The following is a 14570-nucleotide window of genomic DNA, read 5'->3' as shown; positions in this document are numbered from 1 at the left end:
GATGGATGTGCTCGTTCAGCTCATCGATGCGACCATCCGCGTTTCGGTGCCGCTCCTGCTCGCCTGCCTTGCCGGCCTCTATTCGGAACGGGCAGGCATTTTCGACATCGGCCTTGAGGGCAAGATGCTGGCCGGCGCCTTCGCCGGCGCGTCTGCCGCTGCCGTCACCGGCTCGGCCTGGGTCGGCTTGGGTGCGGCGATCCTAACCGCCGTCTGCTTCGCGCTGGTCCACGGCTTTGCCTCGATCACCCATCGCGGCAACCAGATCGTTTCGGGCGTGGCGATCAACTTCATCGCCGCCGGTTCCACCATCATTCTCGGGCAGGCGTGGTTCAAGCAGGGCGGGCGCACGCCGTCGCTGAGCGGCGGTGGCCGCTTCGAGGCGATCACTTTGCCGGGTGCCGAAGCGGTGAAGGACGTGCCGATCCTCGGCACGATCTATTCCGACATTCTTTCGGGCCATTCGCTGCTGGTCTATGTCGCCTTCCTGATGGTGCCGTTCACCTGGTGGGTGCTGTTTCGCACGCGCTTCGGGCTGCGGCTGCGCGCTGTCGGCGAAAACCCGGCAGCGGTCGACACCGCCGGCATTTCGGTCGCCTGGCTGCGCTACCGCGCCGTGATCTGCACCGGCATCCTGACGGGCATTGCCGGCGCTTACCTGTCGGTGGCGCAGAATGCCGGCTTCGTGAAGGACATGACCGCCGGCAAGGGCTTCATTGCGCTTGCGGCCCTCATCTTCGCCAAATGGAAGCCGGTGCCGGCGATGTTTGCCTGCCTGCTGTTCGGCTTCCTCGAGGCAGCCTCCATCCGCTTCCAGGGCATGGCATGGCCGATGATCGGCAAGGTGCCGGTGCAGCTCATGCAGGCGCTGCCCTACATCCTCACCGTCATCCTGCTCGCCGGCTTCATCGGCAAGGCGATCCCGCCCCGCGCCGGCGGCGTGCCCTATGTGAAGGAAAGATAGCCTCTTATGTCGCATGACCTTTTCCTCGCCGCGCGCGAGGCCATGGCGAAATGCCATGCGCCCTATTCGAAATTCCCGGTGGGTGCCGCCCTTCGCACCGAAGATGGTCGCGTTTTTTCCGGCTGCAACATCGAGGTCGCATCCTACCCCGAAGGCTGGTGCGCGGAGACGACCGCGCTCGGCCACTACATCATGGGCGGCGGTGGCAAGATCACCGAGATCGCGGTCGTAGCCGAGCGCATGGACCGCATCACACCTTGCGGCGGCTGCCGCCAGCGGCTCGCCGAATTCGCCGACGCCAACACGAAACTTTTCCTCTGCGACCAGACCGGCGTGGTCGAGACGGTAACGATGGGCCAGATGCTGCCCTACGGCTTCGAAGGCGGAATTCTCAGATGATGCAGACGATCGATCTTCTGGTGGAGCGGCTTGGCGGACTGGTGCCCAAGGTTGCGATGGTGCTCGGTTCCGGTCTCGGCGGGCTGGTCAACGAGGTCGAAAACGCGGTGCGCATTTCCTACGCCGAGCTGCCGGGCTTCCCGGCCAGCGGCGTCACCGGCCATGCCGGCGAGGTGGTGGCCGGCAATTTCGCCGGCGAGCCGGTGCTGATGCTGGCCGGCCGCGCGCATTATTACGAGCATGGCAATGCCGCCGCCATGCGCCCGGTCATCGAGGTGCTGGCGGGCATCGGCATCGAGAAGCTGATCCTCACCAACGCCGCCGGCTCCGTCGACCCCGACATGCTGCCCGGCTCGATCATGCTGATTGAGGATCACATCAATTTTTCCGGCTCGAACCCGCTGTTCGGGGAGCCGAGCGACCGCCGTTTTGTCGGCCTGACGGAAGCCTATGATGCCGGCCTGCGCGCCGCCTTCGAGAAGGCGGCGGAGGTCTCCGACACTGCCCTCCACAAGGGTGTCTATATGTGGTTCTCCGGCCCAAGTTTCGAGACGCCGGCCGAAATCCGCATGGCACGGCTGATGGGCGCGAATGCCGTCGGCATGTCGACCGTGCCCGAGGTCATACTGGCGCGGTTCTGCGGCCTCAAGGTCGCTGCCTGCTCGGTCATCACCAATCTCGCCGCCGGCATGACAGGCGCCGAGCTTTCGCATGAGGAAACCAAGGACATGGCGCCCATCGGTGGCGGTCGCCTGGCCACGGTGCTGAAGACCATGTTCCGGGAGGGGTTGGTGGATGGGTAGTGCGGCGACCTTTCCCTCCCCCTTGAGGGGAGGGTGCCGAGCGCAGCGAGGTGGGTGGGGTCATAGCGGCCGATCGCTACCTACTTGTAAGCTGGCGGGCTTCAATTGGCGTCGCGCACTTCCGCAACGACCCCACCCGACCGCTTCGCGGCCACCCTCCCCTCAAGGGGGAGGGAAAAGCTGATGCTCCCCCAGGAAATCATCCGCCGCAAGCGCGACGGCAAGCCGCTCTCCGCTGATGAAATCGCCGGCTTCGTGCGCGGGCTGACCACGGGCGCGGTGTCCGAGGGGCAGGTCGCGGCCCTTGCTATGGCGGTGTTCTTCAACGGTATGAGCCGCGACGAGGCAGTCGCCTTGACGCTCGCCATGCGCGATTCCGGCGACGTGCTCGACTGGTCGGACCTGCCCGGTCCCGTCACCGACAAGCACTCGACCGGCGGCGTCGGCGACAATGTCTCGCTGATGCTGGCGCCGATCGTTGCCGCCTGCGGCGCCTATGTGCCGATGATTTCGGGGCGCGGGCTCGGCCACACCGGCGGCACGCTCGACAAGATGGATTCGATCCCCGGCTACACCACGCAGCCGGACAAGAAGCTGTTCCGCAAGACGGTGCTTGCCGCCGGCTGCGCGATCATCGGCCAGACTGCTGATCTCGCACCCGCCGACAAGCGCTTCTATGCCATCCGCGATGTCACGGCGACGGTCGAGTCGGTCGCCCTCATCACCGCCTCGATCCTGTCGAAGAAACTCGCTGCCGGGCTGCAGTCGCTGGTGCTGGACGTCAAGCTCGGCAACGGCGCCTTCATGGCAAAAACCCGCGACGCGACCGCACTGGCGACCAGCCTCGTCGAGGTCGCCAATGGCGCGGGGCTGAAAACATCGGCACTCATCACCGGCATGAACGAGCCGCTAGCATCTGCCGCCGGCAATGCGGTGGAGGTGCAGAACGCCGTCGATTTCCTGACCGGCCGTTTCCGCGACCGAAGGCTGGAGCAGGTGACGCTGGCACTCGCCGCCGAAATGCTGCAGCAGGCAGGGCTTGCCGCCTCGCATCAGGATGCCGCGCGGCAGGCACATAAGGCGTTGGAGAGCGGCAAGGCGACGGAAGTCTTTGCGCGTATGGTGGCGGCCCTCGGCGGGCCGAAGGATTTCGTCGAGAAGAGCGAAAGCTATCTGCCGAAGGCGAAAGTGGAATTCGCGGTAAAGGCACCCGAGAGCGGTTTCGTAACCGACATCGAGACGCGCGATATCGGCCTAGCCGTCGTGGCGCTTGGCGGTGGCCGCACCAGGCCGGAAGACAGTGTCGATCATGCCGTGGGCATAACGCGGCTGCTGCCGGTTGGGGCGGAGGTGAAGGCCGGCGAACCGCTGGCGCTTGTCCATGCCCGCAACAAGACCGATGCCGAGAGGGCTGCGCTGGTACTGCTGTCCGGCTATACACTTGGTGACACGAAACCAGCCGCCGCCAAGGTCATCGTGCGCCGGATCGCGCCGCGCGGCTAGCCTTTCCAGCTGAGGTAGAATCGCCCCTCATCCTGCTGCCGCGACCTTCTCGCCGTGAAGGACAGGGAGAAGGAGGCTGTCCGCAACGTTGACGACCCCACTCCCCGCGTGCGGGGAGTGGGTAAGGGTGGGGGGCTGTTTCCATCAGTACCTGAAACGATCGAGGATCGTCAGGCAGTCCCGGTTTCCCGCTTCGGGCCAAGCAGGAACACCGTTACGGCCGCCAGCAGCGTGGCTGCCCCGCTATAGGCGAAGGCGCTGGCCACACCGGCATTGTCCACCAGCAGGCCGCCGAAGATCGCGCCTGCCGCAATCGCCACCTGGAAGGTCGCGACCATCAGCCCGCCGGCGCTTTCGGCCTGATCGGGCGCCGCCCGCACCAGCCAGGTCTGCAATCCGACGGGAACCGCGCCGAAGGCAAAGCCCCAGAGCGTGACCGCGATTGCCGATGCGACAGTCGACGTTCCCAGTACCAGCAGCGAGATGGCGGCTATCGCAATCAGCAGTGGCGCCAGCGCCACCGCCGCCTTGAGGCTGCGCTCGGCGAGGAAGCCGCCGGCTATGTTGCCGAAGAAGCCGCCGATGCCGAAGGCGAGCAGCACCAGCGAGATCGTCTCGATATCGAGCGCCGGAACCTTTTCGAGGAAGGCGCGGACATAGGTGAAGCCGGCGAAATGGCCGGAGGCGACCAGCACGACGACCAGCAGCGCGATCCTGATCATCGGCCTGCGCGCGACATCCAGCAGGCTGCGGAAGCTCGCCACGCCGACCGGAGGCAGCCGCGGAATGGTGACGAGCTGCACCAAAAGCGTCAGCGCGGCGACGACGGCGGCAATCATGAACGCGGTGCGCCAGCCCCAGATGTCGCCAACATAGGCACCGATGGGAGCCGCGGAAACGGTGGCGGCGGAGACGCCGGTCAGGATGATCGACATGGCACGCGGCAGGAGATGGCTCGGAACAAGCCGCATCGTCAGCGCCGCCGACATCGACCAGAAACCGCCGAGCGCTATGCCGAGCACGACGCGCGCCACGAGCAGAACGGGCAGCGACCATGCGACGGCCGCCAGCACATTCGACAGGATCAGCAGCAGCGTCAGCCCCCACATGACGATCCGTCGATCGACGCGCTTCGTTATGATGGCCATGGTGGGTGCCGATATCGCGCCGATGATGGCAGTGGCGGTGACGGCCTGTCCGGCTGCACCCTCGGTGATGCCGAGATCATGGGCGATAGGCGTCAGCAGGCTGGCGGGCAGGAACTCCGCCGTCACCAGCCCGAAAGTGCCGAGTGCAAGTGAAAAGACCGCCCCCCAAGCCGCGTCGGATCGTTCGTCGGGTTTTTCGAGGTCGAGCGGAATGGCGTCCATGACGCCTGTCGCCGGTTCGGTCATGATGGAATCTCCAGTTTGGATGCAGTGCAACATGGTGGTGACTCTCTGGAGTTTCCATGCTAGAAACGCCATCATGCTTGACCATTCGTCCAAACTTCCGATTACAGGCGATCCGCTCACCGACATTTTGCGCGGCCTTCGCCTCGATGGTGTCGAATATGGCCGCTCCGAAATGCAGGAGCCCTGGGGCGTCGAATTCCCGGCGCAGGAGGCCGCGCGCTTCCATTTCATCGGCCGGAAGGGTTGCTGGCTTCTGCGTCCTTGCGGCGAATGGGTGCAGCTCAATGCGGGTGACGCCGTGCTGCTGCCGCGCGGCGACGTGCATGTGCTGGCGAGCGAACCCGGCGTCAAGACCTCGCCGATCACCGGCTATACGGTCGCCGAGCTTTGCAAGGACGTCTACTGCATGTCGGACGACGGCGATGTCCGGGAAGGCTGCCAGCCGGGCACGCTGCTGTTCAGCGGCAGCATGTATTTCAATCTGGACAGGCTGCATCCGCTGCTCGGCATGATGCCGGATGTGATGCTCACCCATGGGCTGGAAGCGTATGACCCCGCGATCCCGCATCTGCTGGAGGCGATGGCGCGCGAGGTGACCATGGAGCGCGTCGGCTCGGGCGGCATTCTGGCGCGGCTGGCGGATGTGCTTGCCGCCACCATCATCCGCTCATGGGTCGAGCGTGGCTGCGGCGCAACCAGCGGCTGGATCGCAGCGGTGCGGGACAGGGACATCGGCCGCGTGCTGGCGGCGATCCATCTGGAGCCGAACCGCGAATGGACTGTGGAAGCGCTGGCGAAGATGATGGGCGCCTCGCGCTCGGGCTTTGCCGAACGCTTCGCCACGATCGTTGGCGAAACGCCGCTGAAATATGTCACGCAGGTCAGGATGCATCAGGCACGGCAGTGGCTGATGAGCGACCGGCTCAAGATCTCGGTGGTTGCCTCGCGTTTGGGCTATGAATCGGAAGCCGCCTTCAGCCGCGCCTTCAAGCGCGTGATCGGCTCGCCGCCCAGCCATTTCCGGGCCGACGAACATCCCGGCAGCGCTGCCTGATCCGCGACCTTACTGCACCAGCAGCAGCGAACCGTTCTCGACCTGGTATTTGCCGAGCCGGCTGAGAAAACTCATGCCGATCAGCGTGCCGTTGAGCGCCTTGTCTTCCAGCACCAGCGCCGGAACCTTGTCGACGGAAATCCGGCCGATCTCCAGCCTGTCGATGATGACGACGGCAGCACCCGTCCTGCCGTTGGCCGTATCGACCTGCTGCGAGAAATCCGATTGCTGAAGCGATATGCCGATGCGCCGCGCCGTCGAGCGGTTGATCGCAACGGCGGTGGCGCCGGTGTCGATCATCCCCGTGACCATACGGCCGTTGAGCCGGAAATCGGCGCTGAAATGGCCGCGCTGATCGGCGGCGAGCCGCACCTTGCGGCCGGACAGATCGTCGGCGAATGACGGGGCTTGCGGCTTTGCCGGAACAACTGCCGCCACGGGCTGAGAGACCGTTCCCCGCTCGGGTTTCAGAACACCGAGGATCGTTTCGCGATGGGCTTGGTAAAGGCCGGGAAGTGAGGCCGCCACCACGGCGCAAACCGAAAATATGATCACCTGACGCAGCATGCATTCGCCCTGTTTTTGGCGAATGATGGACCTCTTAAGGTGACTTTGGCTTTAACGGAATGCGGGCTTCCGTGGTGACGGTTAGCAAATGCTTGCCATGGCCGTCAGCATTGTCAGTTACCGCCTTCGCCGGACATGTAGGATTTGAGGTCCTTGGTTCTCGCTTCGATCACACCGGCCCGGCAGATGGGATAGCTCAGAACCTGGCCCTCCCGTCCATAATCGCCATTTGCGTAGAACAGGCAGGACTTTTCCTTGAAGTCGTTCCAGGCCCGCTGTTCGTCGACAAGTGCTTTCGCAGTGTCGCCGTCAACGGAGGAGCGCAGTTCCTTCCATGCGGCGTTCAGCGCTTTGTCGGCGCGGTCCACCCATTCGCCGCCGCATTGGCCCCAGGCCGGGTTGGTGCCGTCGCTGGCGTCGATGCATTTGTCGTAGACATCGTCGGCGAATGCCGGCGTGACGACGAATATCGTGGTGAGCAGCGCCAGCGGCACCAGCCGTTTCATGGCAGCCTCTACTTCGTGCCGTAGAGCCGGTCGCCGGCATCGCCCAGTCCGGGAATGATATAGCCCTTCTCGTTGAGCTGGCGGTCGATCGCGGCGGTGTAGACAGGCACGTCCGGATGCGCCTTGGTGAAGCGCTCGATGCCTTCCGGGGCGGCAAGCAGGCACAGGAAGCGGATATTGGTCGCGCCGCGCTCCTTCAGCTTGTCGATTGCCGCCGTCGCCGAATTGGCGGTCGCCAGCATCGGGTCGACGACGATGACGAGGCGGTCGCCGAGATCGCTCGGCGCCTTGAAGAAATATTCCACCGCTTCCAGCGTCTCGTGGTCGCGGTAGAGGCCGATATGGGCGACGCGGGCGGCGGGCACGAGGTCGAGCAGGCCTTCTAGCAGGCCGTTGCCGGCGCGCAGCACCGAGGCGAATACGAGCTTCTTGCCTTCCAGCGTCGGCGCCTCCATCGTCTCGATCGGCGTTTCGATCGTCTTGGTGGTCAGTTCGAGGTCGCGCGTCACCTCATAGCCGAGCAGCAGCGAGATTTCGCGCAGCAGCCGCCGGAAGCTCGCCGTAGACGTTTCCTTGTCGCGCATGATGGTGAGCTTGTGCTGGACAAGCGGATGGTCGACGACGGTCACGCCCATGAGAATTCGCTCCTGATGTCTTTTTCTCAGGCGATACTATCGGCTGAACCGTGCGCGTGAAACCGCCGGCGGCGCGCCAGCCACAGCTTTGTCGCGGCAGATCAGCGCTTTGCACCGTTGAGTTTCGCCAAAAGCGCCGTCTTGGTCTTGCGATCGACGAAGGCAGCCTCGATCGCCGTCTTCGTCACTGCCGTCAGCGCCTTGTCGTCCATGCCGAAATGGGTGGCGGCAATGTCGTATTCGCGCTTCAGCGTCGTCCAGAAATAGGGCGGGTCGTCGGAATTGAGCGTGACCTTGCAGCCGGCCGCCTGCAGCGCCAGGAACGGGTGGGTCTCGAAACTGTCGAACACCTTCAGCGCGATGTTGGAGCCGGGGCAGCATTCCAGCACAACGCCCTCGTCGGCAATGCGCTTGACCAGGTCGGGGTTCTCGATGGCACGCACGCCGTGGCCGATGCGGGAAGGGCGGATGTGGTCGAGTGCCGCCTTCACGCTTTCCCAGCCACCGAATTCGCCGGCATGGATGGTGATGCCGAGGCCTGCCTCGCGTGCTATCTCGAAGGCGCGCACATAATCCTCGAACTCGCCCTGCCGCTCGTCGCCGGCGACACCGAAGCCGGTGACCAGCGGATGGCCGCATTTCGCCGCGAAGCGCGCCGCCGCCTCGATCGAATCGACCCCGACATGGCGCACGCCGGTCACGATCATGCGGCCTTCGATGCCGGTCTTGTCGCGGGCGCGCATCATGCCTTCGCCCAGCGCGTTGGTGTAGGCCTGCGGCGACAGGCCGGCTTTGACGGCATGATCGGGCGAGGTGAAGATTTCGGAGTAGATAGCGCCGTCGCGCGCCAGGCTGGTCAGATAATGGTCGGCCAGCCGCGCATAGTCCTCCTCGGTGCGGAACAGGTCGGAGGCGACATCATAAGCGGCGAGAAAGCTGGTGAAGTCGTGCCAGACGAAGGAGCCGTCCTTGATGATGGCGGAAACATCCTTGCCGTATTTCTGCGCTTGCTTCAGCACGAGTTCCGGCGCTGCCGCACCTTCGATGTGGCAGTGAAGTTCCGCTTTCAATGGCATTCCGGTTTTCCTCGTGTGATGCGCGTTTCGAATCGTGCCGCCCCGAAGCGCGGCTGTTCACCGCGCCTTAAACAATAGCGTCCCCCATCCTGATCGGCTATGGTCCCGCCGGTTTTATGGCGGATCAAAATAATGTCAGAACATCGCACAACGGCAGCCGGCGGCATGGAAACCTCCTACGGTTTCAAGGAGGTCGGCCAGGGCGACAAGCAAAGCCTTGTCAACGACGTGTTCCACCGCGTCGCCAGCCGCTATGACCTGATGAACGACCTGATGTCCGGCGGCCTGCATCGCCTGTGGAAAGACGGCCTGGTGTCGTGGCTCAACCCGCCGAAGCGGCCGGGCTGGAAAGTGCTGGACGTTGCCGGGGGCACCGGCGATGTTGCGTTCCGCATCATCGACGCCTCGCAGGGGCAGGCGCATGCGACCGTGCTAGACATCAACGGCTCGATGCTCGGCGTCGGAAAGGAGCGCGCAGAAAAGCGGGGCTCGGCTGCCAACACCGATTTCGTCGAGGCCAATGCCGAGGAACTGCCCTTCGCCGACGAGACTTTCGACGCCTATACGATCGCCTTCGGCATCCGCAATGTGCCGCGCATCGACGTGGCGCTGTCCGAGGCATTCCGGGTGCTGAAGCCGGGCGGGCGCTTCCTGTGCCTGGAATTTTCGGAAGTCGACATGCCTGTGCTCGACAAGGTCTATGAGGCATGGTCGTTCAACGCCATTCCGCGCATCGGCCAGGTCGTCACCGGTGACGGCGAGCCCTATGCCTATCTCGTCGAATCGATCCGCAAATTCCCCAATCAGGCGAATTTTTCAGCGATGATTTCGCACGCCGGCTTTGGCCGCGTGTCGTTCCGCAACTATTCCGGCGGCATCGCCGCCCTTCATTCGGGCTGGAAGCTTTGACGGGCGCCTCCGCATGAGTTCGCTCAGTGCCGCATTCCGGCTCGCCAGGGCCGGCTGGATTCTGACGCGCGAGGGCGTCGTCGCAGCATTGCCGGGCGAGGAGCTTTCGGGGCCGCCGAAATTCGGCTGGCGCATGGCCAAGCTGCTGACGCGCCGCCGCGCCAAGAAGCGCCAGCGCTCGGAGCGGCTGGCCGGCGCTGTTGCGCGGCTCGGCCCTTCCTACGTGAAACTCGGCCAGTTCCTGGCAACGCGCCCGGATGTGGTCGGCAACGATATCGCGCTTGATCTCGCCCTGCTGCAGGACCGGATGCACACCTTTCCGCGCGAGCAGGCGGTGCATGCCATCGAAGGTTCGCTCGGCCGTCCGGTGGGTGAGCTGTTCCGCGAACTCGGCGAGCCGGTGGCGGCGGCGTCGATCGCGCAGGTCCATGCGGCCGAGGTCGAGCGCGAGGGTGTTGTTTCGAAGGTCGCGGTCAAGGTCATACGCCCCGGCGTGCGCAAGGCCTTTGCCCACGATCTCGAAAGCTTCTTCCTCGCCGCAAGGCTGCACGAGCGCTACATCCCGTCGAGCCGGCGTCTGCGGCCGGTCGATGTCACCGAAACGCTGGCCCAGACCACCAAGATCGAGATGGATCTGCGGCTCGAGGCTGCGGCCCTGTCGGAAATCGGCGAGAACACGCAAGGTGATCCGGGGTTTCGCGTGCCGCATGTCGACTGGGAGCGCACCGGCCGCGACGTGCTGACCATGGAATGGGTCGACGGCATCAAGATGAGCGATGTCGAGGGCCTGCGTGCCGCCGGCCACGACCTGCCGCTCATTGCCGCGAACCTCATCCAGTCCTTCCTGCGCCACACGCTGCGCGACGGCTTCTTCCATGCCGACATGCATCCGGGAAACCTGTTCGTCGAGGCCAATGGCACCATCGTCGCCGTCGACCTTGGCATCGCCGGCCGGCTCGGCAAGAAGGAGCGGCATTTCCTCGCCGAAATCCTCTACGGCTTCATCACGCGCGACTATCTGCGCGTGGCCGAAGTTCATTTCGAGGCAGGCTACGTGCCGCGCAAGCACAATGTCGCCGCCTTCGCCCAGGCTATCCGCGCCATCGGCGAGCCGATCCATGGCCAGCCGGCCGAGACCATTTCCATGGCCAAGCTGCTGACGTTGTTGTTCGAGGTGACGGAACTGTTCGACATGGCGGCCCGCCCCGAACTGGTGCTGCTGCAAAAGACTATGGTGGTGGTGGAGGGCGTCGCCCGCACGCTCGATCCCGCCTTCAACATGTGGAAGACGGCCGAACCCGTGGTCGGCAACTGGATCGCCAGCAATCTCGGCCCGCGCGGCATGCTGACCGACGCGCGCGATGGCGTGAAGGCGCTGCTGTCGCTGGCCCGCCAGGCGCCGGACTTCGCCGCCCGCACCGAGCGCCTGTCGCGCGAGATCGACAAGATGGCCGAGCACGGCCTGCGCTTCGACGACGAGACAGCGAAGGCCATCGGCAAGGCCGAAGCGCGGCATACGCGTTCCGGCCGCGTGGCGCTGTGGGTGATCGCGCTGACGCTGGTGTGGATCGCGTGGAAGCTGCTCTAGACAGGGTGGTTTGACAGCATTGCTAGCAGTGCTGTCATTGAAAGCAGTAGCTTGGTGCGCTATCTTGTGAATGCAGGAGCGAAGCCATGAGCACCATCACGATCCGAAACCTCGACGACAGCGTCAAACAGGAACTGCGCAAGCGCGCCGCCGAGCGTGGCGTTTCGATGGAGCAGGAGGTGCGCGATGCGTTGGCCGATCGCATTGCCGGACCTCGGCAGAGAAAATCCATCCTTGAGGATCTAAGGCGCTTGGGTGCCAATCCCGACAAGCCATTCGATCAGAAGAGGATTAGTGACGAAATGTGGGATGAAGGCCTGCTTTGAGCGGCTTTGTCATCGATACGTCCGCGATTATCGCAATTCTGCTGAGGGAGCATGACGCTGACCATTTCAGGCTCTATCTGGATCAACAGTTGTCGCCGATGATCAGCGTGGCGACGTTGCACGAAGCCTATTGCGTTTCGACACGTGAAAGCTTTCCGCAAAAGGCGCGACAGGTCGACGATCTGCTTGCCTTGGTAGAACCTGAAATGATCGCTTTCGATCTCGATCAACTGATCGTGGCCCGCCGCGCTTATTCACGCTATGGCCGTGGCTCCGGCCACAAGGCAAATCTCAACATGGGCGACTGCTTTTCCTACGCGCTTGCCAGGACGCGGAACCTGCCGCTGCTTTTCAAGGGCGACGATTTCCTCCATACCGACATCGAGCCGGCATTGAAGCCTGCTCCAACGGCAGGCAAGGCATGACCCTCTCCGGCAAGCGCATACTGCTCATCATCGGCGGCGGCATCGCGGCCTACAAGTCGCTGGATCTCATCCGCCGCCTGCGCGAGCGCGGTGCGGCGGTGCGCTGCATCATGACCGAGGCGGCGCAGCAATTCGTCACGCCGCTTTCGGTCGGCGCGCTTTCGGCCGATCATGTCTTCACCGACCTGTTCGACCGGCAGGCCGAGCACGATATCGGCCATATCCGCCTGTCGCGCGAGGCTGATCTGGTGGTCGTAGCCCCAGCCACCGCCGACTTGATGGCCAAGATCGCCAACGGACTTGCCAACGACCTCGCATCCACAGCACTTCTCGCCACCGACAAACGCGTGCTGATGGCGCCGGCGATGAACCCGAAAATGTGGGCGCATCCGGCGACGCGGCGCAACCGCGCAACGCTGGAAAAGGACGGCATTGCTTTCATCGGTCCGAACCGCGGCGAGATGGCCGAAAGCGCCGAGGCTGGCGAGGGCCGCATGGCCGAACCGCTGGAGATCGTGGCTGCGGTCGAAGCCTTTTTCGACACCAGCGCCAAGCCGCTTTCGGGCCGAAAGATCATCGTCACCTCCGGCCCGACGCATGAGCCGATCGACCCGGTGCGCTACATCGCCAATCGTTCTTCGGGCAAGCAGGGGCACGCCATTGCTGCCGCCCTTGCCAAGCTCGGAGCTGACGTGCGCTTGGTATCCGGTCCTGTGACGCTTGCCGACCCAGCCGGCGTCAAGACCGTTCATGTCGAAAGCGCCCGCGAAATGCAGGACGCCGTCGAGCAGTTGCTGCCGGCCGACGGCGCGGTCTTCGTTGCGGCGGTTGCCGATTGGCGCACGGCGGATTCCGCCGGCGAGAAGATCAAGAAGGTGGCCGGTGAGGGGCCGCCTGCGCTGAAGATGGTCGAAAACCCCGACATTCTGGCCGGCGTCGGCCATCACAAGAAGCGGCCCTATCTGGTCGTCGGCTTTGCCGCCGAGACGCAGGACGTGGTCAGGAATGCGCAGGCCAAGCTGAAGAAGAAGGGCGCCGACTTCATCGTCGCCAATGATGTTTCGCATGAGGGCGGCGTCATGGGCGGCGACCGCAACCGGGTGAAGATCGTTTCCAGCGCCGGCGTTGAGGAATGGCCCGAAATGGGCAAGGACGAAGTAGCAAGCAGGCTCGCTGCACTGATCGCCGAACGCCTCAAGACGATCGAGGTCTGACGCTTTGCAACCCATCGATGACACCGCGCGCCGGCGCATTCTGGATGCGGTCGACGCGGCTTTCGATAAGCAAGTCGATTTCCTGGCGAGCCTTGTCCGTTGCGCCTCGCAGCGCGGCGAGGAAACCGGCGTGCAGGATGTCGTCGAGGCCGCCTTGGCGACATGAAGGCCGGCCTCTCGGCGGCGCTCTTCGCGCTCGATGCGATCAAGGCGGCAGGGTTCGAACTGACGGCGGACGTCCAGCTTCAGTCGGTTGTCGAGGAAGAGATCACCGGCAATGGCGCGGCCATGGCTTTGGTCAAGGGCTATGTCGCCGATGCGATCCTCATTCCCGAACCGACCGACGAAAAGCTGGTGCGGGCCAATTCCGGCGTCAACAAATTCGCCATCACAGTCGAGGGCGTGCCGGCGCATCCGCGCGAGATCGACCATGGCATCAGCGCCATCGACGCGGCAGTGCGGCTGATCGGCCATCTGCGCAAGCTCGAAGCGAAATGGAACGAGGAGCGGCCGTCAAAACCGTTCTTCGATGATGTAGAAAATCCCGCGGCGCTCACCATCGGCACCATCGCCGGCGGTGAATGGATCGCCTCGGTGCCGTCCTCATGCCGCTTCGAGGGGCGCATCGGCTTTTATCCGGGCGATGATCCGCAACAGCGCGCCCGAGAATTCGAGGCTTTCGTGGCGGAAGCCGTTGCCGGTGATCCGGGCTTTCGCAACTGCCCGCCGCCGCGCGTCGAATGGGTCGGCGTCATGCATGCCGGCTATGCGCTGGAACCCGGCTCCGATGCCGAGGCCATGCTGGCGCTGGCGCATCAGGCCGCGCGCGATGGAAGCGGGCCGCTGGAAGCCTATGTCATGGCCTGTTATCTCGACGCGGCGGTCTTTGCCGTGCATGGCAACATCCCGTCGCTGGTCTATGGACCGGTCGCGGAAAACATCCATGCTGTCGACGAGCGTGTCAGCCTTTCGTCGCTCAGGCGTGTCACCAAGACCATTGCGCTGTTTGCTGCCGGTTGGTGCGGGATACGGTCGTAGGATCGAGGTCCCGTCAGCCCGGATTCCGTGACAGGCATCATCCAAAGGCTAAGTGGTCTAATCCAGATGGCGTAGGCAAGGGCTTGTTTTCTACCGCTGCCGGTTCATCTCAAAGGTGAATCTACCGCGAATTTGGTACCTCAAACCCGTCGTTTCTACCCGTCCGGGT

17 protein-coding genes are annotated in these 14570 nt (G+C 64.2%); 12 read left to right on the top strand and 5 right to left on the bottom strand.

The window, feature by feature from the left end:
• Position 1 precedes the first annotated feature (1 nt).
• The 4 genes from DZG07_RS22625 to deoA all read left to right on the top strand — a co-directional run bounded on the left by DZG07_RS22625 (position 2) and on the right by deoA (position 3669).
• A complete protein-coding gene (locus DZG07_RS22625) occupies positions 2–964 on the top strand; it encodes an ABC transporter permease (RefSeq protein WP_091917258.1) in 963 nt (320 codons plus the stop codon).
• Between the two features lie 6 nt (positions 965–970).
• Positions 971–1363, top strand: a complete 393-nt coding sequence (cdd, locus tag DZG07_RS22620) for a cytidine deaminase (protein WP_119821028.1) — start codon at positions 971–973, stop codon at positions 1361–1363.
• Positions 1360–2166 (top strand): purine-nucleoside phosphorylase, encoded by an 807-nt coding sequence (locus tag DZG07_RS22615; protein WP_119821026.1) that lies wholly within the window; start codon positions 1360–1362, stop codon positions 2164–2166. Before cdd ends, DZG07_RS22615 begins: the two co-directional genes overlap by 4 nt.
• A 183-nt stretch (positions 2167–2349) precedes the next feature.
• Positions 2350–3669 (top strand): thymidine phosphorylase, encoded by a 1320-nt coding sequence (gene deoA, locus DZG07_RS22610; protein ID WP_119821024.1) that lies wholly within the window; start codon positions 2350–2352, stop codon positions 3667–3669.
• 170 nt (positions 3670–3839) lie between these two features.
• Here the strand turns inward: deoA and DZG07_RS22605 are convergent, their stop codons facing one another.
• Complete coding sequence (locus tag DZG07_RS22605; RefSeq protein WP_119821023.1) at positions 3840–5063, bottom strand: MFS transporter; 1224 nt, start codon at positions 5061–5063, stop codon at positions 3840–3842.
• 73 nt (positions 5064–5136) lie between these two features.
• On the opposite strand from DZG07_RS22605, the gene DZG07_RS22600 reads away from it, so the two are divergent.
• Positions 5137–6117 (top strand): AraC family transcriptional regulator, encoded by a 981-nt coding sequence (locus DZG07_RS22600; protein ID WP_119821021.1) that lies wholly within the window; start codon positions 5137–5139, stop codon positions 6115–6117.
• A gap of 9 nt (positions 6118–6126) precedes the next feature.
• Here the strand turns inward: DZG07_RS22600 and DZG07_RS22595 are convergent, their stop codons facing one another.
• The 4 genes from DZG07_RS22595 to DZG07_RS22580 form a co-directional block, all read right to left on the bottom strand.
• On the bottom strand, positions 6127–6684 hold the full coding sequence (locus tag DZG07_RS22595; protein ID WP_119821019.1) for a TIGR02281 family clan AA aspartic protease: 558 nt from the start codon (positions 6682–6684) through the stop codon (positions 6127–6129).
• Positions 6685–6797: 113 nt separating this feature from the next.
• On the bottom strand, positions 6798–7190 hold the full coding sequence (locus DZG07_RS22590; RefSeq protein ID WP_119821017.1) for a lysozyme inhibitor LprI family protein: 393 nt from the start codon (positions 7188–7190) through the stop codon (positions 6798–6800).
• A gap of 8 nt (positions 7191–7198) precedes the next feature.
• Positions 7199–7825 carry a uracil phosphoribosyltransferase gene (gene upp, locus DZG07_RS22585; protein ID WP_091917265.1) on the bottom strand — a complete coding sequence of 209 codons (627 nt, stop codon included), beginning with the start codon at positions 7823–7825 and terminating at the stop codon, positions 7199–7201.
• A 101-nt stretch (positions 7826–7926) separates the two neighbouring features.
• On the bottom strand, positions 7927–8901 hold the full coding sequence (locus DZG07_RS22580) for an adenosine deaminase (RefSeq protein ID WP_091917266.1): 975 nt from the start codon (positions 8899–8901) through the stop codon (positions 7927–7929).
• Positions 8902–9033: 132 nt separating this feature from the next.
• On the opposite strand from DZG07_RS22580, the gene ubiE reads away from it, so the two are divergent.
• The 7 genes from ubiE (at position 9034) to DZG07_RS22550 (ending at position 14401) form a co-directional block, all read left to right on the top strand.
• Complete coding sequence (gene ubiE / locus DZG07_RS22575) at positions 9034–9810, top strand: bifunctional demethylmenaquinone methyltransferase/2-methoxy-6-polyprenyl-1,4-benzoquinol methylase UbiE (RefSeq protein WP_091917267.1); 777 nt, start codon at positions 9034–9036, stop codon at positions 9808–9810.
• 13 nt (positions 9811–9823) lie between these two features.
• Positions 9824–11398, top strand: a complete 1575-nt coding sequence (ubiB, locus tag DZG07_RS22570; RefSeq protein ID WP_119821015.1) for a 2-polyprenylphenol 6-hydroxylase — start codon at positions 9824–9826, stop codon at positions 11396–11398.
• A gap of 86 nt (positions 11399–11484) precedes the next feature.
• Positions 11485–11724 carry a hypothetical protein gene (locus DZG07_RS22565; RefSeq protein WP_091917269.1) on the top strand — a complete coding sequence of 80 codons (240 nt, stop codon included), beginning with the start codon at positions 11485–11487 and terminating at the stop codon, positions 11722–11724.
• Positions 11721–12149, top strand: a complete 429-nt coding sequence (locus DZG07_RS22560; RefSeq protein WP_119821013.1) for a type II toxin-antitoxin system VapC family toxin — start codon at positions 11721–11723, stop codon at positions 12147–12149. Before DZG07_RS22565 ends, DZG07_RS22560 begins: the two co-directional genes overlap by 4 nt.
• Positions 12146–13363, top strand: coding sequence for a bifunctional phosphopantothenoylcysteine decarboxylase/phosphopantothenate--cysteine ligase CoaBC (gene coaBC / locus DZG07_RS22555; protein ID WP_119821011.1), 1218 nt, complete (start codon positions 12146–12148; stop codon positions 13361–13363). The genes DZG07_RS22560 and coaBC overlap by 4 nt, the downstream gene beginning before the upstream one ends.
• Positions 13364–13367: 4 nt before the next feature.
• A complete protein-coding gene (locus tag DZG07_RS24135; protein ID WP_197716893.1) occupies positions 13368–13529 on the top strand; it encodes a hypothetical protein in 162 nt (53 codons plus the stop codon).
• Positions 13526–14401, top strand: coding sequence for a M20/M25/M40 family metallo-hydrolase (locus tag DZG07_RS22550; protein ID WP_197716892.1), 876 nt, complete (start codon positions 13526–13528; stop codon positions 14399–14401). The genes DZG07_RS24135 and DZG07_RS22550 overlap by 4 nt, the downstream gene beginning before the upstream one ends.
• Positions 14402–14570: the final 169 nt, after the last annotated feature.

This window comes from Mesorhizobium sp. DCY119 (assembly GCF_003590645.1).
In the GTDB taxonomy this organism is placed as follows: domain Bacteria; phylum Pseudomonadota; class Alphaproteobacteria; order Rhizobiales; family Rhizobiaceae; genus Mesorhizobium_M.
The sequence above is the reverse complement of the archived record's forward strand: the minus strand, read 5'-3'. Positions and strand labels throughout refer to the sequence as shown.

Coding starts and splice junctions, on each gene's coding strand:
- DZG07_RS22580 (WP_091917266.1), bottom strand. CDS start 8,901: ATGCCATTGAAAGCGGAACTTCACTGCCACATCGAAGGTGCGGCAGCG.
- DZG07_RS22550 (WP_197716892.1), top strand. CDS start 13,526: ATGAAGGCCGGCCTCTCGGCGGCGCTCTTCGCGCTCGATGCGATCAAG.
- DZG07_RS22590 (WP_119821017.1), bottom strand. CDS start 7,190: ATGAAACGGCTGGTGCCGCTGGCGCTGCTCACCACGATATTCGTCGTC.
- ubiE (WP_091917267.1), top strand. CDS start 9,034: ATGTCAGAACATCGCACAACGGCAGCCGGCGGCATGGAAACCTCCTAC.
- DZG07_RS22600 (WP_119821021.1), top strand. CDS start 5,137: ATGCTTGACCATTCGTCCAAACTTCCGATTACAGGCGATCCGCTCACC.
- cdd (WP_119821028.1), top strand. CDS start 971: ATGTCGCATGACCTTTTCCTCGCCGCGCGCGAGGCCATGGCGAAATGC.
- upp (WP_091917265.1), bottom strand. CDS start 7,825: ATGGGCGTGACCGTCGTCGACCATCCGCTTGTCCAGCACAAGCTCACC.
- DZG07_RS22605 (WP_119821023.1), bottom strand. CDS start 5,063: ATGACCGAACCGGCGACAGGCGTCATGGACGCCATTCCGCTCGACCTC.
- coaBC (WP_119821011.1), top strand. CDS start 12,146: ATGACCCTCTCCGGCAAGCGCATACTGCTCATCATCGGCGGCGGCATC.
- deoA (WP_119821024.1), top strand. CDS start 2,350: ATGCTCCCCCAGGAAATCATCCGCCGCAAGCGCGACGGCAAGCCGCTC.
- DZG07_RS22565 (WP_091917269.1), top strand. CDS start 11,485: ATGAGCACCATCACGATCCGAAACCTCGACGACAGCGTCAAACAGGAA.
- DZG07_RS22595 (WP_119821019.1), bottom strand. CDS start 6,684: ATGCTGCGTCAGGTGATCATATTTTCGGTTTGCGCCGTGGTGGCGGCC.
- DZG07_RS22625 (WP_091917258.1), top strand. CDS start 2: ATGGATGTGCTCGTTCAGCTCATCGATGCGACCATCCGCGTTTCGGTG.
- ubiB (WP_119821015.1), top strand. CDS start 9,824: ATGAGTTCGCTCAGTGCCGCATTCCGGCTCGCCAGGGCCGGCTGGATT.
- DZG07_RS22615 (WP_119821026.1), top strand. CDS start 1,360: ATGATGCAGACGATCGATCTTCTGGTGGAGCGGCTTGGCGGACTGGTG.